Origin of the sequence: Methylobacterium sp. WL19 (assembly GCF_008040005.1) — a bacterium.
Taxonomy (GTDB): Bacteria; Pseudomonadota; Alphaproteobacteria; order Rhizobiales; family Beijerinckiaceae; genus Methylobacterium; species Methylobacterium bullatum.
Window position 1 is genome coordinate 1 of record NZ_VRVC01000093.1, and the last position, 20,677, is coordinate 20,677.

Below are 20,677 nucleotides of genomic sequence, written 5' to 3' on the forward strand. Positions count from 1 at the left end.
ACCCCGCCCGTGCGGCCCGCGCCCAAGCGCGTCGGCCCGGCCGAGTTCCTGTCCCAGGTGCGCGACGAGGGCCGCAAGGTCACGTGGCCGTCCCGCAGGGAGACCACCGTCACGACGATCATGGTGTTCATCATGGTCGTGGCGGCGAGCATCTTCTTCACGGTCGTTGACCAGGCCCTGCGCTACATCGTGACCCTGATCCTCGGGGTCGGCGCCTAGAACAACTGAGTCTCCCTGGGCGCGTCGTCGCGACCGGGCAGACCGACGTCAGGATTTGGTGAGAACCGTGTCGAAACGCTGGTACATTGTCCACGCCTACTCGAATTTCGAGAACAAGGTCGCCCAGTCCATCAAGGATCAGGCGGCTCAGCGCGGGCTGATGGAGCTGTTCGACGAGGTCATGGTCCCGACCGAAAAGGTCGTCGAAGTCCGCCGCGGCCGTAAGGTCGACGCCGAGCGGAAGTTCTTCCCCGGTTACGTGCTGGTGAAGTGCGATCTGACCGACGAGGTCTACCACCTCATCAAGAACACCCCCAAGGTCACCGGTTTCCTCGGCGCCGACAAGTCGAAGCCGGTGCCGATTCCCGATTCCGAAGCCGAGCGCATCAAGGGTCAGGTCGCCGAGGGCGTCGATCGTCCCAAGCCCTCGATCTCCTTCGAGATCGGCGAGACCGTCCGCGTCGCCGACGGTCCCTTCGCCTCCTTCAACGGCACCGTCGAGGAAATCGACGAGAGCCGTTCGCGCCTCAAGGTCGCCGTGTCGATCTTCGGTCGCGCCACCCCGGTGGAACTCGAATACGCCCAGGTCGAGAAGATCTGATTTTTTCGAATTTCGAGGTCGGTCGCGACTGACCGGTCTTCAGCTTTTCCGCGCGGCGCCAAGCCGAGCGTGAAAATGGCCGTCGGGTCCAGTCCCCGGACGGCGTCACACGCGGGAGGTCCGCCCGGTTTGCCGCCGGGATCCACGGACCGCACCGCGACCTGCAACCGCTCGCCCCGTCCGTGCTCCAGGCAGCCGGGCGGCGAGCCTACATTTGGGAGCAGTCCCTATGGCAAAGAAGATCACGGGCTACGTGAAGCTTCAGGTTCCGGCCGGCGCCGCGAACCCGTCGCCGCCCATCGGCCCCGCGCTCGGTCAGCGTGGCCTCAACATCATGGAATTCTGCAAGGCCTTCAACGCGAAGACCTCTCAGATCGAGAAGGGCACCCCGATCCCGGTCGTCATCACGGCGTACCAGGACCGCTCCTTCACCTTCGAGATGAAGCAGCCGCCGGTCACCTTCTTCCTGAAGAAGGCCGCCGGCCTGAAGATCGGCAAGAAGCCGGCTTCCGGCTCCAAGACCCCCGGCAAGGGCCCGACGGTGGGCAAGGTCACCGAGGCTCAGCTTCGCGAGATCGCCGAGAAGAAGATGCCCGACCTGAACTGCGACTCGGTTGACGCCGCCGTCGCCATGATCCGTGGCTCCGCGCGGGCCATGGGCCTCGACGTCGTCGCTTAAGGGGAGGGCACAATGGCACACGAAGGCAAGCGCATCCGCGCCGCCCGCGAGGGCATCGACGCGCTCAAGCTCTACACCATCGACGAGGCGATCGCCTTGGTGAAGCAGAAGGCCAGCGCCAAGTTCGACGAGACCGTCGAGGTCTCGATGAATCTCGGCGTCGACCCGCGTCACGCCGACCAGATGGTCCGTGGCGTCTGCAACCTGCCCAACGGCTCCGGCCGGACGGTGCGGGTGGCGGTGTTCGCCCGCGGCGCCAAGGCCGACGAGGCCCGGGCCGCCGGTGCCGACATCGTCGGCGCCGAGGACCTGCTCGAGATCGTCCAGAGCGGCAAGATCGAGTTCGACCGCTGCATCGCGACCCCGGACCTGATGCCCCTCGTCGGCCGTCTCGGCAAGGTGCTCGGCCCCCGCGGCCTGATGCCGAACCCGAAGGTCGGCACCGTCACCATGGACGTGAAGTCCGCGGTCGCCGGCGCCAAGGGCGGTTCGGTGGAGTTCCGCGTCGAGAAGGCGGGCATCGTCCATGCCGGTATCGGCAAGGTCTCGTTCGACGAAGCCAAGCTCGTCGAGAACATCAAGGCGTTCGCCGACGCGGTGGCCAAGGCCAAGCCCGCCGGCGCCAAGGGCACCTACATCCAGCGCGTCGCCGTGACCTCCTCGATGGGCCCGGGCGTGCGGGTCGAGCCCTCGACCGTGCTGACCGCCTGATCGGCGCTTCTCCCCTGAAGATATGAAAACGCCCGGCTCACAAGGCCGGGCGTTTTCTTTTGGCCGGGCGCTTTTTCCGTCTATGGCAGGAGCCGCAGGCGCCGGCCCGCCAGCAGCGTCGCGGTGAGCCCGGCGAACATCGCCGCGCCCAAGAGCCAGCCCGATGCGGCGCCCGCCATGATCCCGGACAGCAGCGTGCCGACGCTGCAGCCGAGACCGGTCATCGCGCCCCAGCCGCACGCCGCTCCGACCAGGCACCCACGCTCCCAGCCCCACGCTGTAGCCGACCGCCCCCGCGGCCAGGGCGGCGAGGATGCCGAGTGCCCCGCGCGGGTCACGCCGATCGATGAGGTCGCGCCACTGGCAGAAGCAGAAGAAGCGCAGGCGTTGCAGCACGAAGCCGAGCAGGGCTCCGAATGTCAGGGACAGCGCGAGCCGTTCACCGCCGGGATCGCCCGACATCTGCAGGGCCGCGACCAGGAATGCAGTCCCGATCAGAGGTCCGTATGCCAGAGGACGTTCTGTGCGCGGGGCACATGCCCGCGCTCGTAGACGCCCGGCTCGACGCTGACGTCGACGATCCGGAGCTTCGGCGAGGCGAGGTTGGCCTCGAGCCATTCGGTGGAGACGAGGGGGGCCGGTCTGGCTCTGTTTCTGCTCGGTGGCATGAGCCGCCACAGGCCCGATCATCGGCAAGGCCAGGGCGGCCAGAGCCATACGTGCGGCAAGGAGGGTTCTGAAGGACACGGGCGCGCTCCGGCGAGGAAGACTCGTCGCGTCGCGGCTGAGCTCGCACATTTGCAGGCGATGCTCCGAAACTCGACCGCACCCCTTCGGACTCCGCGGGCGAATGCCCGGCTTTCCGCCCAGGCATTCGCGTCCGTGCTCATGCACGCCAGAACGGCTTGGAAGCCTCAGCACGCAGGGCGACGGGATCGAGATCGAGCGCCTTCATTTGTTCCGAGGTCAATTCGCGAATTGTACGCCGCCCGGCCGCCCTGCTGTACCAGATCGACAGGAGAGCGATTGCTCTCGCGGGAAAGCGCTGGTTAGGGTGGCCGAGAGAGTCGAACGGCCTCGCGAGAGGCCGAGCGTTGGTGGATAAATTGTCGGATATCGGCATGATCGGGTCACCTCCATCGGGTCGCCCACTCCTATTGATCCGAAATTGAATCGAATCAATTAAATCATTGTACTCGGAGCAATGCGCGCGTGGCAGACTATCGGACGATTTCGGAGGGGATCGCCGCGGACATCGCCCGGGGGCGCCTGGCGCCGGGGAGCCGGATGCCGACGCAACGGCAGTTCGCCTTCGAACGCGGGATCGCCGTCTCCACCGCGAGCCGTGTCTATGCGGAACTGTCGCGGCGCGGACTGATCACCGGAGAGGTCGGACGCGGCACCTTCATCCGCGCCTCGGCCTCCGCCGCGGCAGCATTGCCGGACTCCGAGACCGGACTCATCAATCTCGAGCACGTCTTCTCGATCCTGCCCCATCAGGCGGCGGAGCTGAGCGCCAGCCTCGGCGCCCTACTCGAACCGGCCAGGCTCCGAGCCGCGTTCTCGCCGGTCCGGCCGGGCGCGAAGGAGCCGGCGCGCGCCGGGGCGGCGGCCTTCTTCGCGCGGGGAGGGTGGTCGGCCGACCCCGAGACCGTCCTGTTCACCGGGGCCGGACGCCAGGGCATCGCCGCGGCGATCTCGGCCCTGGCCCAGCCCGGCGATCGGATCGGCGTCGAGGCCATGACCTATCCCATCGTCAAGGGCCTCGCGGCCCGGCTCGGCGTCGAACTGGTTCCCCTCGCGATGGATGCGGAGGGGGTGATCCCGGACGCCATCGAGCGGGCTCATCGCGAGGCCCCCCTCCGCGCCCTCTACCTCCAGCCCGTCCTGCAAAGCCCCCTCGGCCAAACCATGAGCGCGGATCGCCGGCACGCCATAGCATCGCTCCTCGGCAGACATGACCTCGTCTGCATCGAGGACGCCGTGTACGGGTTCCTCTGTGACGAGGAGCCCCTGGCCGCCCTGGCACCCGAGAGGGTGATCGTCGTCGACAGCCTGTCGAAGCGCCTCGCTCCGGGCCTCGGCCTCGGTTTCGTCGCCGGGCCGCCCCATCTCACGCAGCGGCTCGCGGGCTCGATCCGCACGGGAGGCTGGACCGCGAGCGGACTCCCCCTGGCGGTGGCCCTTCATCTCATGAACGACGGAACGGCGAGCCGGATCGGCAAGGCGAAGCGGGCGGACGCGGCAGCGCGCCAGAGCGCGGCCCGGGAAGCGCTGAGCGGCCTCGACGTCCGGGGCGATCCGAGGGCGTTCCACCTCTGGCTCTCTCTTCCTCCCCATTGGACGGCGGAACGCTATGCGGGCGCCGCGGCGCGCAATGGCGTGGCGGTGTCGCCGGCCAGCGCTTTCGCCGTCGATCCGGCAACGCCGGAGAACGGGGTGCGCCTCGCGCTCGGCTCACCGCCCTTCGAGCGGCTCGAGACCGCACTTCAGACGCTGCGGCGCCTCGCTCTCGACGAGGACGATTCCGTGGTGGAGTGAGATCCACACCGTCGGCGGGACCCGCACGACGGGCCGGCGGACCCGAGGCGCATCTCGCGCCTGCGTCAAACGCGCGCGAAGGCTCCTCCCCGGCGACGCGGCAGGGCGAGATCCATCCCAGAAAGGGTCAAGAAATCAACACGCGAGGGTGACGCCTCCGCACCTGTCTGTGCTAGGAATGCCGCCATGCGATGCACCCTCTCCGTCACCTCCAATCGACGCATCCTGTGCGTCTTTCCCGCATACACGCCGTCCTTCGGGACGTTCGCCCATGCCTACCCGTTAATGGGCGGGGTGAAGGCCTTCATGCCACCGCAGGGCCTTCTCCTCATCGCGGCCTATATGCCGGAGGAATGGGAATACCGGTTCATCGACGAGAACATCAAACGGGCCGGGCCGGACGATTTCGCCTGGGCCGATGCGGTGTTCGTGTCGGGCATGCACATCCAGGCCCCCCAGATTCGGGACATCTACGCCAGGGCGCATGCCGCCGGTAAGGTGACGGCGCTGGGCGGCCCTTCGGTCTCCGGATCGCCCGAGCAATATCCGGAATTCGACTATCTCCATATCGGCGAGATCGGCGACGCCACCGACGAGCTCGTGTCGATCCTCGACCGCGACGTGTCGATCCCGGCGAGCCAGGTTCGCCTGGAGACCAAGGAACGCCTTCCGCTCTCGGACTTTCCGGCACCCGCCTACGAGGCCGCCCCCCTCAAGCGCTACCTCATCGGCTCCCTGCAATTCTCGTCCGGCTGCCCCTATCGCTGCGAGTTCTGCGACATCCCGCAGCTCTATGGCCGGCAGCCGCGCCTGAAGACTCCGGAGCAGATGCTCGGCGAGCTCGACGCGATCATCTCGCAGCCGGGCCATCCGGCCGTCGTGTACTTCGTCGACGACAACTTCATCGGCAACCGCAAGGCCACGAAGGACATGCTGCCCCACCTCGTGGAGTGGCAGAAGAAGAACCATTACCCGCTTCAGTTCGCCTGCGAGGCGACCCTGAACATGGCCAAGCAGCCCGACATCCTGGAGCTGATGCGCCAGGCGAACTTCATGACCGTCTTCGTCGGCATCGAGACGCCGGAAGAGGACGCGCTGGCGGGAATCGACAAGAAGCACAACGCCGCCGTGCCGATGTACGAGGCGATCGAGACGCTCAACAGCTTCGGCCTCGAAGTCACCTCGGGCATCATCCTGGGCCTCGACACCGAGACGGACGGCTCGGAGCAGAAGCTCATCGACTTCGTCGACAAGTCGGCGGTGCCGGTGCTGACGATGAACCTGCTCCAGGCCCTGCCGAAGACGCCGCTCTGGGATAGGCTGACCCGCGAGGGGCGCCTCACCCACGACGCGGCGCTGGAATCCAACGTCCTGTTCAAGCGCCCGCACGACGACGTGGTGGCGAGCTGGCGCCGGGCCATCGCCCATGCCTACGAGCCGGAGAACCTGTTCGCGCGCTTCCGCTATCAGGTGGAGCGGACCTATCCGCACCGGATCAAGACGCCCACCAGGGGCAAGCTGACGCGGACCAATCTCCGTCGCGGCCTCGTGCTCGGTTTCAACATCGCCCTGCGCGTGGGAATCCTGTCGGATTACCGGGGCGTGTTCTGGCGCGCGGCGGGCCATGCCCTGAAGCGCGGACAGATCGAGGCGGTCTTCAACATGGGCTTCGTCGCCCACCACCTGATCCGCTTCACCCGCGAGGCCCTACGCGGCGAACACAACGCCTCCTTCTACGCGGCCAAGGCCGATCAGAAGCTGGAAAATGCCCGCACGCCCTGGTGGCAGGCCGCGCGTAAGTTCCTGCCGACGTAGGGACTTACCTCAGCGCCCCAAGTTCCTCCCGCCGCAGAGGCGGGAGGAAATCCCGTCAATCAAAATCGTACAAGCACGGCGGATTTCTTCACCTGGGGCACTTGGCAGGGCGCTTGCTAGGGCCTATAGACCCCGCTCAACGTTTTTCACACTTTGAAAGGATTCGACCAATCGGTCGATATCCGACATGCGAATTCGTCTGGGCGACCAGACGATAATGGCCGGAAGGCTTTGAGGGGCGAACAGCCCCTTCAAGCCTCGTCCGGCCATGTCCTGTCCGAGACTGCAGGCGCCGGGCAACCGGCTTAATTCCCCAGCCTGCACAGACGGGGAAGACCGAATTCAAGACCCTCTCGGCACCGCGATTCGCGGCGCAGTCAGGTATCGGTTTGAACCATCTCGCCCGTGCCGTCCACCGTTCCGGAGGATGTCAGGGGACAGGGCCGTGAAGCGTCGTCCAGGACGTTCCGGCTTCTCGCTGAGCCGAGTTCCGTTCCGGGCGGCATGTGCAACCGGCGGCCCCTCCCCGAGAGGGACCCGCCAACCGGAGAGAGCCCCAGTGGACAGGACAGCCAAAGCTGATCTCGTCTCGACGCTCAACGGCGTGTTTGCGAACACGTCCGTAGTCGTCGTGGCCCACTACAAAGGCCTCACGGTCGCCGAGATGCAGAAGCTGCGCGCGCAGATGAAGCTGGCCGGTGCCACCGTGAAGGTCACCAAGAACCGCATCGCCAACATCGCTCTCGATGGCACGGACGTCGCCTCCATCAAGCCCCTCCTGAAGGGTCCGACCCTGCTCGCCTATTCGAGCGATCCGGTCGCGGCTGCGAAGGTTGCGGTGGATTTCGCCAAGGGTAACGACAAGCTCGTGATCCTCGGCGGCGCCATGGGAACGACCGCTCTGAACCCGGACGGTGTGAAGGCGCTCGCGTCGCTCCCGTCCCTCGACGAACTGCGCGGCAAGATCGTGGGCCTCATCCAGGCTCCCGCGACCAAGATCGCTCAGGTCGTCAACGCTCCGGCTGCCAAGCTGGCTCGCGTGTTCGGAGCCTATGCCACCAAGGACGCGGCTCAGGACGAAGCGGCCTGACGCCGCCTCGTCCTTCACAAACCATCCGTTCAAACCGATATCCAAAGGAAGAATACAATGGCTGATCTTGCCAAGCTCGTCGACGACCTGTCCTCGCTGACCGTTCTAGAAGCCGCCGACCTCGCCAAGCTCCTCGAAGAGAAGTGGGGCGTCTCCGCCGCTGCTGCCGTCGCCGTCGCCGGTCCGGCCGCTGGCCCGGCCGCCGTCGTCGAGGAGCAGACCGAGTTCACGGTTCTCCTGACCGCCGCTGGCGACAAGAAGATCGAGGTCATCAAGGAGGTCCGTGCGATCACCGGCCTCGGCCTCAAGGAAGCCAAGGACCTCGTCGAGGGCGCTCCGAAGGCGGTCAAGGAGTCCGTCAACAAGGAAGAGGCCGAGAAGCTCAAGGCCCAGCTCGAGAAGGCCGGCGCCAAGGTCGAGCTCAAGTAAGTTGCCGATGGGCCAAATCAGGCCCGTCACTTCCGGTCGGTCCCATCGGGGCCGGCCGGCACCGACGCCCGCGGGTCTCCGACCCGTGGGCTAAGGTCGCTTCAGGCGACCGGGCGGTCCTGGAACGGACCGGCGGCATTTCATTTCGGGTGGGCTTGGTCCGGCGGGACGGGTTCATCGCCTGGTCGCGGGAGGCATAAAGCCTTCCCCGGGCACCCGGTACGCGGGACGTAGGAGCGAGGTCACCCATGGCCAACACGCTGGTCGGTCGCAAGCGCATTCGCAAATTCTTCGGCAAGATCAAGGAAGTCGCCGAGATGCCGAACCTCATCGAGGTTCAGAAGGCATCCTACGACCAATTCCTGATGATGGACGAGCCGGAAGGCGGACGGGGCGACGAAGGCCTGCAGACCGTGTTCAAATCGGTCTTCCCGATCTCCGATTTCTCGGCGACCGCGCTCCTCGAATTCGTCAAGTACACGTTCGAACAGCCGAAATACGACGTCGACGAGTGTCGCCAGCGCGGCATCACCTTCGCGGCTCCCCTCAAGGTGACGCTGCGCCTCATCGTGTTCGATGTCGACCCCGATACCGGCGCGAAGTCCGTCAAGGACATCAAGGAGCAGGACGTCTACATGGGCGACATGCCCCTGATGACGGAGAACGGCACCTTCATCGTCAATGGCACCGAACGCGTCATCGTCTCGCAGATGCACCGTTCGCCGGGCGTGTTCTTCGATCACGACAAGGGCAAGACCCACTCGTCGGGCAAGCTCCTGTTCGCCGCCCGCATCATCCCGTATCGCGGCTCCTGGCTCGACGTCGAGTTCGACGCCAAGGACATCGTGCACGTGCGTATCGACCGGAAGCGCAAGCTGCCGGCGACCTCGCTGCTGTTCGCTCTCGGCCTCGACGGTGAAGAGATCCTCTCCACCTTCTACAACCGCGTCATCTACGACCGCGACGGCGCCGAATGGCGGGTTCCGTTCGATGCCGACCGTCTGAAGGGCTTCAAGGCATCCGTCGACCTGGTCGACGCCGATTCCGGCGAAGTCGTGCTCGAGGCCGGCAAGAAGCTCAACGCCCGCAACGCCCGCCAGATCAGCGAGCGCGGCGTTCAGTTCTTGAAGGCCACCGACGAGGACCTGATCGGCCAGTACATCGCCGAGGATCTCGTCAACCCGAAGACCGGTGAGATCTGGGCCGAGGCCGGCGACGAGATTTCCGACAAGCTCCTCAAGAGCCTGGAAGAGGTCGGCGTGTCCGAGCTCCCCGTGCTCGACATCGACCACGTCAATGTCGGTCCCTACATCCGCAACACGCTGGCCGTGGACAAGAACTCGTCCCGCGAAGGCGCGCTGTTCGACATCTACCGCGTCATGCGTCCCGGCGAGCCGCCGACGCTCGACACCGCCGAGGCGATGTTCCACTCGCTGTTCTTCGATTCCGAGCGCTACGATCTCTCGGCGGTCGGCCGCGTGAAGATGAACATGCGTCTCGACCTCGACGCCGAGGACACCGTACGCACCCTGCGCCGCGAGGACATGCTCGCGGTCGTCAAGGCGCTGGTGGACCTGCGCGACGGCAAGGGCGAGATCGACGACATCGATCACCTCGGCAACCGCCGTGTGCGTTCGGTGGGCGAGCTCATGGAGAACCAGTACCGCCTGGGTCTCCTGCGCATGGAGCGCGCCATCAAGGAGCGCATGTCCTCGGTCGATATCGACACGGTCATGCCGCAGGACCTCATCAACGCGAAGCCCGCCGCGGCCGCGGTGCGTGAGTTCTTCGGCTCGTCGCAGCTGTCGCAGTTCATGGATCAGACCAATCCGCTCTCGGAAGTGACGCATAAGCGTCGCCTCTCGGCGCTTGGCCCTGGCGGTCTCACCCGTGAGCGCGCCGGCTTCGAGGTGCGCGACGTGCACCCGACCCATTACGGCCGCATCTGCCCGATCGAGACGCCGGAAGGCCCGAACATCGGTCTCATCAACTCGCTCGCAACCTTCGCGCGGGTGAACAAGTACGGCTTCATCGAGACCCCGTTCCGTCGCGTGAAGGACGGCGTGGTGACGAAGGAGGTCTCCTACCTCTCGGCGATGGAAGAGGCGAAGTACTACGTCGCCCAGGCCAACGCCCAGATGGACGAGAGCTTCAAGCTGACGGAAGACCTCGTGGTCTGCCGTCGGGCCGGCGACGTCATCGTCGTGCCGCCCGACCGCGTCGACCTCATGGACGTGTCGCCGAAGCAGCTCGTCTCGGTGGCCGCGGCCCTCATCCCGTTCCTCGAGAACGACGACGCGAACCGCGCTCTGATGGGTTCGAACATGCAGCGCCAGGCGGTGCCGCTGGTTCGCGCCGACGCGCCGTTCGTCGGTACCGGCATGGAAGCCGTGGTCGCCCGCGATTCGGGTGCCGCCATCGCGGCGCGCCGCTCCGGCATCGTCGACCAGGTGGATGCGACCCGTATCGTCATCCGCGCCACCGAAGAGGCCGATGCCAACAAGCCCGGCGTCGACATCTACCGCCTGCAGAAGTTCCAGCGCTCCAACCAGTCGACCTGCATCACGCAGAAGCCGCTGGTCCGCGTGGGCGAGCAGGTGAAGAAGGGCGAGATCATCGCCGATGGTCCGTCGACGGAGTTCGGCGAGCTGGCGCTCGGCCGGAACGTGCTCGTCGCGTTCATGCCGTGGAACGGCTACAACTTCGAGGACTCGATCCTGCTCTCCGAGCGGATCGTGAAGGATGACGTGTTCACCTCGATCCATATCGAGGAATTCGAGGTGATGGCCCGAGACACCAAGCTCGGTCCGGAGGAAATCACCCGCGACATCCCCAACGTCTCGGAAGAGGCGCTGAAGAACCTCGACGAGGCCGGCATCGTCTATATCGGCGCCGAGGTCCACGCGGGCGACATCCTGTGCGGGAAGATCACCCCGAAGGGCGAGAGCCCGATGACGCCGGAAGAAAAGCTTCTGCGCGCCATCTTCGGTGAGAAGGCCTCGGACGTGCGCGACACCTCGCTCCGGGTTCCCCCGGGCGTCACCGGCACCATCGTCGAAGTCCGGGTGTTCAACCGCCACGGCGTCGACAAGGACGAGCGCGCCCAGGCCATCGAGCGCGAGGAGATCGAGCGTCTCGCCAAGGATCGCGACGACGAGCAGGCGATCCTCGACCGCAACACCTACGCCCGTCTCGCCGGCGTCCTGATCGGCCAGTCGCCGATCGCGGGTCCGAAGGGTTTCAAGAAGGAGACCACGCTCAGCCGTGAGCTCCTGAACGAGTACCCGCGCTCGCAATGGTGGCAGTTCGCCGTCGTCGAAGACCGTCTCATGACCGAGATGGAAGCGATGCAGAAGCAGTACGACGAGTCGAAGAAGCGCCTCGAGCAGCGTTTCCTCGACAAGGTCGAGAAGCTGCAGCGCGGCGACGAGTTGCCCCCCGGCGTCATGAAGATGGTCAAGGTCTTCGTCGCCGTGAAGCGCAAGATCCAGCCGGGCGACAAGATGGCCGGCCGTCACGGCAACAAGGGCGTCGTGTCGCGGATCGTGCCGATCGAGGACATGCCGTTCCTCGAAGACGGGACGCATGCCGACATCGTGCTCAACCCGCTCGGCGTGCCGTCGCGCATGAACGTCGGTCAGATCCTCGAGACCCATCTGGGCTGGGCTGCCGCCGGTCTCGGCCGCAAGGTCGGGCTCGCCGTGGACGCCTATCTCCGCAGCAACGACATCGCGCCCCTCAAGGCGGAGATGGAGGCGATCTACTCGCCGTCGGAGCTGGAAGGCCTCTCGGACGACGACATGGCGGAGGCGGCCAACAACGTCCGCCGCGGCGTGCCGATGGCCACTCCGGTGTTCAACGGCGCCAAGGAGGCCGACATCGAGACGATGCTGGAGTTGGCCGGGCTCGACCGTTCGGCGCAGTCGACGCTCTACGACGGGCGCACCGGCGAGCCTTTCGACCGCAAGGTGACGATGGGCTACATCTACATGCTGAAGCTCCACCACCTCGTGGACGACAAAATCCACGCACGGTCTATCGGTCCGTACTCCCTGGTTACCCAGCAGCCGCTGGGCGGAAAGGCGCAGTTCGGCGGCCAGCGCTTCGGCGAGATGGAGGTCTGGGCACTGGAAGCCTACGGCGCGGCCTACACGCTGCAGGAGATGCTCACGGTGAAGTCGGACGACGTCGCCGGCCGCACCAAGGTCTACGAGGCCATCGTCCGCGGCGACGATACCTTCGAGGCCGGCATCCCCGAGTCCTTCAACGTGCTCGTCAAGGAGATGCGCTCGCTCGGCCTCAACGTGGAGCTCACCTCCTCGAAGAAGCTCGCGAACGACCAGCTCGACCCGCCCGCCGAGGCGGCCGAGTAAGACCACACCACACGCTCCCGCGCCGGCACCTCGCCGGCGCGGTCCGAGCGGGGAGGGGAAGCGCCTCCCGGGACGACGGCCAGCGGCGACCCGACCGGTCACTGCGCCGACCTCACGTTTTCAGCACGCGGTAGCCCCTCGGCGGAGGGTGCGCCCCGTCAGCAGGAGTCGATCCATGAACCAAGAGGTCATGAATCTTTTCAACCAGCAGGCTCAGCCCCAGAGCTTCGACCAGATCAAGATTTCGATCTCGAGCCCCGAGAAGATCCTCTCGTGGTCCTTCGGCGAGATCAAGAAGCCCGAGACGATCAACTACCGCACGTTCAAGCCCGAGCGCGACGGCCTGTTCTGCGCGCGCATCTTTGGCCCGATCAAGGATTACGAGTGCTTGTGCGGCAAGTACAAGCGCATGAAGTACAAGGGCGTCATCTGTGAGAAGTGCGGCGTCGAGGTCACCCTCGCGCGCGTTCGGCGCGACCGCATGGGGCATATCGAGCTCGCCGCCCCCGTCGCCCATATCTGGTTCTTGAAGTCGCTGCCGAGCCGCATCGGCCTGCTGCTCGACATGGCGCTCAAGGACCTCGAGCGCATCCTCTACTTCGAATCCTACTGCGTCATCGAGCCGGGCCTCACCCCCCTCAAGGAGCGTCAGCTCCTCTCCGAGGAAGAGTACCTGCGCGCCCAGGAGGAGTACGGCGAGGATAGCTTCACCGCCATGATCGGCGCCGAGGCCATCCGGCGCATTCTGCAGGAGCTCGACCTCGACGGGATCGCGAACTCGCTCCGCGAGGAGATCGCCACAACGACCTCCGAGTTGAAGCCCAAGAAGCTCCTCAAGCGCCTGAAGATCATCGAGGCCTTCCAGATGTCGGGCAACAAGCCCGAATGGATGATCCTCACCGTGGTTCCGGTGATCCCGCCGGACCTTCGCCCGCTCGTCCCCCTGGACGGCGGCCGCTTCGCCACGTCCGATCTGAACGACCTCTACCGCCGCGTCATCAACCGTAACAACCGCCTGAAGCGGCTAATCGAACTGCGCGCGCCAGACATCATCATCCGCAACGAGAAGCGCATGCTTCAGGAAGCGGTGGACGCGCTGTTCGACAACGGCCGCCGCGGCCGCGTCATCACGGGTGCCAACAAGCGTCCGTTGAAGTCGCTCGCCGACATGCTCAAGGGCAAGCAGGGCCGCTTCCGCCAGAACCTGCTCGGCAAGCGCGTCGACTATTCCGGCCGCTCGGTGATCGTGGTGGGCCCGGAGCTGAAGCTGCATCAGTGCGGCCTGCCGAAGAAGATGGCCTTGGAGTTGTTCAAGCCCTTCATCTACGCACGCCTCGACGCCAAGGGTTTCTCCGCCACCGTCAAGCAGGCCAAGAAGCTCGTCGAGAAGGAGAAGCCCGAAGTCTGGGATATCCTCGACGAGGTGATCCGCGAGCACCCGGTGATGCTCAACCGTGCGCCGACGCTCCACCGCCTCGGCATCCAGGCGTTCGAGCCGAAGCTGATCGAAGGTAAGGCGATCCAGCTTCACCCGCTCGTCTGCGCGGCCTTCAACGCCGACTTCGACGGCGACCAGATGGCCGTCCACGTCCCGCTCTCGCTGGAAGCCCAGCTCGAAGCGCGCGTGCTGATGATGTCGACCAACAACATCCTGCACCCGGCCAACGGTCAGCCGATCATCGTGCCTTCGCAGGATATCGTGCTCGGCCTGTACTACCTGTCGATCGTCGCCGAGGGCGCCATCGGCGCCTTCGACCCGACCAACAAGAAGAACCCGATGCAGGGTGTCTTCGGCACCATCGGTGAACTCGAGCACGCCCTCGCGGCCAAAACCGTGAAGCTGCACTCGAAGATCCGCTGGCGGTGGAACGGCATCGGCCCCGATGGCGAGCCGCTGACCCAGACCTACGACACCACGCCCGGCCGCGTGATCCTGTCCACGGCCCTGCCGCTGCACAAGAAGGTCCCCTACGACGTCGTCAACAAGCTGATGACGAAGAAGGAGATCTCCGCGATGATCGACACCGTCTACCGCCACTGCGGTCAGAAGGAGTCGGTGATCTTCTGTGACCGCATCATGGCGCTGGGCTTCAACCACGCGTTCAAGGCCGGCATCTCGTTCGGCAAGGACGACATGGTGGTGCCGGACAACAAGTGGCCGATCGTGGACGACACCCGCGCGCTGGTGAAGGACTACGAGCAGCAGTACAACGACGGCCTGATCACGCAGGGCGAGAAGTACAACAAGGTGGTGGATGCCTGGGCCAAGTGCTCGGACAAGCTCGCCGCCGAGATGATGCTGCGCATCTCCACCGTGCAGAAGGACGAGAACGGCGCCGACAAGCAGATCAACTCGATCTACATGATGAGCCATTCCGGTGCCCGTGGTTCGCCGGCGCAGATGAAGCAGCTCGCCGCGATGCGCGGACTCATGGCCAAGCCCTCGGGCGAGATCATCGAGACCCCGATCATCTCGAACTTCAAGGAAGGCCTGGACGTTCTCGAGTACTTCAACTCGACGCACGGAGCCCGTAAGGGCCTCGCCGACACCGCCTTGAAGACCGCGAATTCCGGCTACCTGACCCGCCGTCTCGTCGACGTGGCACAGGACGCCGTCATCCGTGAGGTCGATTGCGGCACCACCAACGGCATCAAGATGCGCGCCATCGTCGATGCGGGCCAGGTCGTGGCTCCGCTGTCGATCCGCATCCTCGGCCGCGCCACGGCCGAAGATCTCGTGGCTCAGGACGGTACGGTCATCGTCAAGACCAACGAGACGATCGAGGAGAAGCACCTGCCCGCCATCCAGGCGGCCGGCATCCAGGAGGTGAAGATCCGCTCGGTGCTCGTCTGCGCCACCAAGAGCGGCGTCTGCGCCACCTGCTACGGGCGCGATCTCGCCCGTGGAACGCCCGTCAACATGGGCGAGGCGGTCGGCGTCATCGCGGCGCAGTCCATCGGCGAGCCGGGCACCCAGCTCACCATGCGTACCTTCCACATCGGCGGCGCGGCGCAGATCGCGGATTCGTCCTTCATCGAGTCGAGCTTCGAAGGCACGATCAAGATCCGTAACCGGGCGCTCGCGCGCAACACCGACGGCGATCTCATCGCCACCGGTCGTAACGTGGCGGTGGTCATCGTCGGCACCGATGGAGCGGAACGTGCGGTCCACCGCCTGCAATACGGCGCACGCCTGCGGGTGGACGAAGGCGACACCGTCAAGCGCGGCCAGCGCATCGCCGAGTGGGACCCCTATACCCGTCCGATCATCACCGAGACCGACGGTATCGTGGCCTACGAGGATCTGATCGACGGTCAGTCGATCACCGAGACCACCGACGAGTCGACCGGCATCGCCAAGCGCGTCGTCATCGACTGGCGTGGTACGGCCCGCACGGCCGACCTCAAGCCGGCCATGCTGGTCCTTGACCAGGACGGCAAGCCGATGAAGCTGCCGCGCGGCTCGGACGCCCGCTACTTCCTCCCGGTCGATGCCATCATCGGCTACGACCCGGGCGGCACGGTGAAGGCCGGCGATATCCTCGCCCGTGTCTCCACCGACTCGGCCAAGACCCGCGACATCACCGGCGGTCTTCCGCGGGTGGCGGAGCTGTTCGAGGCCCGTCGTCCGAAGGACGCGGCGATCATCGCGGAGAAGTCGGGCACGATCCAGTTCGGGCGCGACTACAAGAACAAGCGTCGTCTGACGCTGACGCCGCATGACGGTTCGGATGCGGTCGAGTACCTGATCCCGAAGGGCAAGCACATCCACCTCCAGGACGGCGACGTCGTGGAGCTCGGCGACTACATCGTCGACGGCAACCCGGCGCCGCACGACATCCTGGCGATCAAGGGCGTGGAGGAGCTCGCTGCTTACCTCGTCAACGAGATCCAGGAGGTCTACCGGCTCCAGGGCGTGTCCATCAACGACAAGCACATCGAGGTGATCGTCCGTCAGATGCTGCAGAAGGTGGAAATCACCGATGGCGGCGATTCGGAGATCCTGACGGGCGACCAGATCGACCGGACGGAACTCGCGGACATCAACGAGAAGCTGCTCGCCGAGAACAAGAAGCCCGTGGTGGGCGTGCCGGTGCTGCTCGGCATCACCAAGGCGTCCCTGCAGACGAAGTCGTTCATCTCGGCGGCCTCGTTCCAGGAAACCACCCGCGTCCTCACCGAGGCGGCCGTCAACGGCAAGGTCGACCATCTCGAGGGCTTGAAGGAGAACGTCATCGTCGGCTCGCTCATCCCGGCGGGCACCGGGTCGATGGCAGCCGACATCCGCGCCGTGGCGCGGCGTCGCGACGCCATGATCCTGCAGCAGAAAGCAGCGGAGAGCGGCGCCCACCCCCTCAGCGAGTTGCCGCCTGCCGCCGAGTGATCTCGACGACAGCGTTCGGAAAGACCGAAGGGGCGGCCAGCGATGGCCGCCCTTTTTCGTTGTGCGAAACCACTCTGGCGAGGCAAAGACGGAATCGATCTCCCGACGGGAATCCGCAGCGAATCGCCATCGCGGCCGCCTTCCGGCCCGTGCTCATGACCTTGATCCGATGGGGCGAACCTGCCATCCATCGCTTCTACGGGGCGCCCGACTCCTCAGCGGGCCAATAATCGGGCGTTAACCGCCGGTCGGACCAAACTTTATCGTGCTTCGGGATTGACGTTCCGCCGTCCCCCGCATAGAAGCACGCCACTCCGGCACAACAGCAGGACATAGCGAGTCGCGACCCTCGGGCCGAGAGACAATCGCTAATCCGGTTCCGGCACTCACATCGACTGACGTCCTTGTCAGATCAGTAGGTACGAGCGCGCCGCAATGCGTGATCCTCTGCCGAACACGCGCCACGGGTCCTCACCGATCCATGGCGCATATTCGTTTTGCGGATCTTCTTATCGAGATCCGCGACAGCCTGGAGACAGGCTGCCTCGTGAAGCCGAACATGGGATCGCGTCTCAGCGGTCCGAATGAAGAGGGCAGAGTATGCCGACGATCAACCAGCTGATCGCGCAGCCGCGTAAGGCGCAGAAGAGCCGCAACAAAGTGCCGGCGCTCGACGCCTGCCCGCAGAAGCGTGGCGTTTGCACCCGCGTCTACACGACGACGCCGAAGAAGCCGAACTCGGCTCTCCGTAAGGTCGCCAAGGTCCGTCTGACCAACGGTTTCGAAGTCATCGGGTACATCCCCGGTGAAGGTCACAACCTTCAAGAGCACTCCGTGGTCATGATCCGCGGCGGCCGCGTGAAGGATCTTCCCGGTGTTCGCTACCACATCCTGCGCGGCGTGCTCGACACGCAGGGCGTCAAGGGTCGTAAGCAGCGCCGCTCCAAGTACGGCGCCAAGCGCCCGAAGTAAGAATTTCGCTCATCCCGTAAGGATGTCGCCGACCTCCATGAGGTTCAGGTGGCCTGCGCGGGGTGGTTTCAAGACCTTGATTTATAGACGGAGCGAGCGATGTCCCGCCGCCATTCTGCTGAAAAGCGTGAGATCATCCCGGACGCCAAGTACGGCGACATCGTGCTCACCAAGTTCATGAATTCCATCATGTACGAGGGCAAAAAGTCGATCGCCGAAGGTATCGTCTACGGCGCGTTCGACATCGTCGAGAACCGCGCCCGTGCGAACCCGATCGAGGTGTTCCGCGCCGCTCTCGAGAACGTCGCTCCGGCGATCGAAGTGCGGTCCCGTCGCGTCGGCGGCGCGACCTACCAGGTCCCCGTCGAAGTTCGCACCGAGCGTCGTCAGGCTCTGGCGATCCGCTGGCTCATTCAGGCCGCCCGTGGCCGCAACGACCGCACCATGGTCGAGCGCCTCTCGGCCGAACTCCTCGATGCCGCGAACAACCGTGGCAACGCGGTCAAGAAGCGGGAAGACACGCACCGGATGGCTGAAGCCAACCGCGCCTTCTCGCACTACCGCTGGTAAGCGGCCCCGGACCCTTTCAGGAGCAATCCGATGCCCCGCACGCATGCGATCGAGGACTACCGTAATTTCGGCATCATGGCTCACATTGATGCTGGAAAAACTACGACCACTGAGCGGATCCTCTACTACACCGGCAAGTCCCATAAGATCGGCGAAGTCCATGACGGCGCCGCGACGATGGATTGGATGACGCAGGAGCAGGAGCGTGGCATCACGATCACCTCCGCCGCGACCACCTGCTTCTGGCGCGACAAGCGCCTGAACATCATCGACACCCCCGGCCACGTAGACTTCACCATCGAAGTGGAGCGCTCGCTGCGCGTCCTCGACGGCGCCGTCTGCGTGCTCGACGGCAACCAGGGCGTCGAGCCCCAGACCGAGACCGTCTGGCGTCAGGCCGACAAGTACGACGTCCCGCGCGTCGTGTTCGTCAACAAGATGGACAAGATCGGCGCCGACTTCTTCAAATGCGTCGCCGACATCATCGACCGCGTCGCCGGCAAGCCCGTTTGCCTGCAGCTGCCGATCGGCGCCGAGACGACCTTCAAGGGCGTCATCGACCTGATCAAGATGAAGGCCATCGTCTGGACGTCCGAGAAGCTCGGCGCCGATTTCTCGGAGACCGAGATCCCGGCCGACCTCGCCGATCAGGCTGCCGAATACCGGATCAAGCTCGTCGAAGCCTGCGTCGAGATGGATGACGATGCCATGTCGGCCTATCTCGACGGTGTCGAGCCGGATGCCGAGACGATGCATCGCCTCGTGCGCACGGCCGTCCAGCGTCGCGCCTTCCACCCCGTGCTCTGCGGTTCGGCGTTCAAGAACAAGGGCGTTCAGCCCCTGCTCGACGCCGTCGTCGATTACCTGCCGTCTCCCGCCGATCGCGGCGAGATCAAGGGCCTCGACTTCAAGACCGAGGAAGAGACCGTTCGTCATCCGTCCGACAGCGATCCCTTCTCGATGCTGGCGTTCAAGATCATGGACGACCCGCATGTCGGCACGATCACGTTCTGCCGTGTCTACTCGGGTAAGGTCGAATCCGGCGCCAACGTCATCAACTCGTCGCGCGACAAGAAAGAGCGTGTCGGCCGCATGCTTCTCATGCACGCCAACAACCGCGAAGACGTGAAGGAAGCCTTCACCGGCGACATCGTGGCTCTGGCCGGTCTCAAGGAAACTCGTACCGGCGATACGCTGTGCGACCCGAAGGACGCCGTCATCCTCGAGAAGATGGAGTTCCCCGAGCCCGTCATCGAGATCGCGGTCGAGCCGAAGTCCAAGGCCGATCAGGAGAAGCTCGGCATCGCTCTCGCCAAGCTCGCCGCTGAGGATCCTTCGTTCCGCGTCTCCACGGACCAGGAATCGGGCCAGACCATCCTTCGCGGGATGGGCGAACTCCATCTCGACATCAAGGTCGACATCCTGCGCCGCACCTACATGGTCGACGCGAATATCGGCCAGCCGCAGGTGGCGTATCGTGAGAAGCTCACGAAGCGCACCGAGATCGACTACACCCACAAGAAGCAGACCGGCGGTACCGGTCAGTTCGCTCGGGTGAAATTCGTGGTCGAGCCGAACGAGCCGGGCAAGGGCTTCGAGTTCTCCTCGAAGATCATCGGCGGCACGGTGCCCAAGGAGTATATCCCGGGCGTCGAAAAGGGCCTCAACTCGGTGCTCGGTGCCGGTATCCTCGCCGGCTTCCCGGTGGTGGACATCAAGGTCGAGCTGATCGACGGCGCCTATCACGATGTCGACTCGTCGGCCCTGGCCTTCGAAATCGCCTCCCGTGCGGCGCTCCGTGAAGCCCTCCAGAAGGGCGGATCGGTTCTGCTCGAGCCGGTCATGAAGGTCGAGGTCGTCTCGCCGGAAGAGTATACCGGTTCGGTGATCGGCGATCTGAACTCCCGCCGTGGACAGATCCAGGGCCAGGACATGCGCGGCAATGCGAACGTCATCAACGCGATGGTGCCGCTGGCCAACATGTTCGGCTACGTGAACCAGCTGCGGTCCTTCTCCCAGGGCCGCGCGAACTTCACGATGCAATTCGACCATTACGAAGAGGTGCCGCGCGGCGAGGCCGAGAAGGTCGTCGCGAAGTACGCTTAAGGCTTCCCGCCTTTTCCGGACCGCAGCAGCATCACCTGAAACACTGAGATTACGGAGGCTACGATGGCCAAAGAGAAGTTTGCCCGCACCAAGCCGCACTGCAACATCGGCACGATCGGTCACGTCGACCACGGCAAGACGTCGCTGACGGCGGCGATCACGAAGGTCCTGGCGGAGTCGGGTGGCG

The 20,677-nt window shown here is 65.1% G+C and carries 16 protein-coding genes; 14 read left to right on the forward strand and 2 right to left on the reverse strand.

Features of this window, described 5'->3' with window-relative positions:
- From secE to rplA, 4 genes are all read left to right on the forward strand, one after another.
- Nucleotides 1-219: preprotein translocase subunit SecE (gene secE, locus FV220_RS17430; protein ID WP_246689483.1), on the forward strand; the 219-nt coding region annotated here is incomplete at its 5' end.
- Nucleotides 220-286: 67 nt separating this feature from the next.
- Nucleotides 287-820 carry a transcription termination/antitermination protein NusG gene (gene nusG, locus FV220_RS17435; protein WP_018044246.1) on the forward strand — a complete coding sequence of 178 codons (534 nt, stop codon included), beginning with the start codon at nt 287-289 and terminating at the stop codon, nt 818-820.
- Nucleotides 821-1,049: 229 nt separating this feature from the next.
- Nucleotides 1,050-1,499 (forward strand): 50S ribosomal protein L11, encoded by a 450-nt coding sequence (rplK, locus tag FV220_RS17440; protein ID WP_018044245.1) that lies wholly within the window; start codon nt 1,050-1,052, stop codon nt 1,497-1,499.
- 12 nt (nt 1,500-1,511) lie between these two features.
- Entirely contained in the window at nt 1,512-2,210 is a 699-nt protein-coding gene (rplA, locus tag FV220_RS17445; protein WP_018044244.1) for a 50S ribosomal protein L1, read from the forward strand.
- An 80-nt stretch (nt 2,211-2,290) separates the two neighbouring features.
- Here rplA and FV220_RS25565 read toward each other — a convergent pair whose 3' ends face one another.
- Both FV220_RS25565 and FV220_RS17450 read right to left on the reverse strand, forming a co-directional pair.
- A complete protein-coding gene (locus FV220_RS25565) occupies nt 2,291-2,434 on the reverse strand; it encodes a hypothetical protein (protein ID WP_187273444.1) in 144 nt (47 codons plus the stop codon).
- Between the two features lie 270 nt (nt 2,435-2,704).
- Nucleotides 2,705-2,878, reverse strand: coding sequence for a rhodanese-like domain-containing protein (locus FV220_RS17450; protein WP_147832707.1), 174 nt, complete (start codon nt 2,876-2,878; stop codon nt 2,705-2,707).
- 544 nt (nt 2,879-3,422) lie between these two features.
- Between FV220_RS17450 and FV220_RS17455 the strand changes: the two genes are divergently transcribed.
- The 10 genes from FV220_RS17455 to FV220_RS17500 all read left to right on the forward strand — a co-directional run.
- Nucleotides 3,423-4,751: a PLP-dependent aminotransferase family protein gene (locus tag FV220_RS17455; protein WP_147832708.1), complete on the forward strand. Its 1,329-nt coding sequence runs from the start codon at nt 3,423-3,425 to the stop codon at nt 4,749-4,751.
- Nucleotides 4,752-4,937: 186 nt separating this feature from the next.
- A complete protein-coding gene (locus FV220_RS17460; RefSeq protein WP_018044240.1) occupies nt 4,938-6,566 on the forward strand; it encodes a B12-binding domain-containing radical SAM protein in 1,629 nt (542 codons plus the stop codon).
- 559 nt (nt 6,567-7,125) lie between these two features.
- Nucleotides 7,126-7,656 carry a 50S ribosomal protein L10 gene (rplJ, locus tag FV220_RS17465; protein WP_018044239.1) on the forward strand — a complete coding sequence of 177 codons (531 nt, stop codon included), beginning with the start codon at nt 7,126-7,128 and terminating at the stop codon, nt 7,654-7,656.
- A 57-nt stretch (nt 7,657-7,713) separates the two neighbouring features.
- Nucleotides 7,714-8,085 (forward strand): 50S ribosomal protein L7/L12, encoded by a 372-nt coding sequence (rplL, locus tag FV220_RS17470; RefSeq protein WP_018044238.1) that lies wholly within the window; start codon nt 7,714-7,716, stop codon nt 8,083-8,085.
- A gap of 248 nt (nt 8,086-8,333) precedes the next feature.
- Entirely contained in the window at nt 8,334-12,458 is a 4,125-nt protein-coding gene (gene rpoB, locus FV220_RS17475) for a DNA-directed RNA polymerase subunit beta (protein WP_018044237.1), read from the forward strand.
- Nucleotides 12,459-12,633: 175 nt separating this feature from the next.
- Nucleotides 12,634-16,842: a DNA-directed RNA polymerase subunit beta' gene (gene rpoC, locus FV220_RS17480; protein ID WP_147832709.1), complete on the forward strand. Its 4,209-nt coding sequence runs from the start codon at nt 12,634-12,636 to the stop codon at nt 16,840-16,842.
- Nucleotides 16,843-17,442: 600 nt separating this feature from the next.
- Nucleotides 17,443-17,814 carry a 30S ribosomal protein S12 gene (rpsL, locus tag FV220_RS17485; RefSeq protein ID WP_018044234.1) on the forward strand — a complete coding sequence of 124 codons (372 nt, stop codon included), beginning with the start codon at nt 17,443-17,445 and terminating at the stop codon, nt 17,812-17,814.
- Between the two features lie 99 nt (nt 17,815-17,913).
- Nucleotides 17,914-18,384, forward strand: a complete 471-nt coding sequence (gene rpsG / locus FV220_RS17490) for a 30S ribosomal protein S7 (protein ID WP_018044233.1) — start codon at nt 17,914-17,916, stop codon at nt 18,382-18,384.
- Nucleotides 18,385-18,414: 30 nt separating this feature from the next.
- Nucleotides 18,415-20,490: an elongation factor G gene (gene fusA, locus FV220_RS17495; protein ID WP_018044232.1), complete on the forward strand. Its 2,076-nt coding sequence runs from the start codon at nt 18,415-18,417 to the stop codon at nt 20,488-20,490.
- Between the two features lie 63 nt (nt 20,491-20,553).
- Nucleotides 20,554-20,677 (forward strand): GTP-binding protein (locus tag FV220_RS17500; RefSeq protein WP_246686237.1); only part of this gene is annotated, 124 nt, incomplete at its 3' end.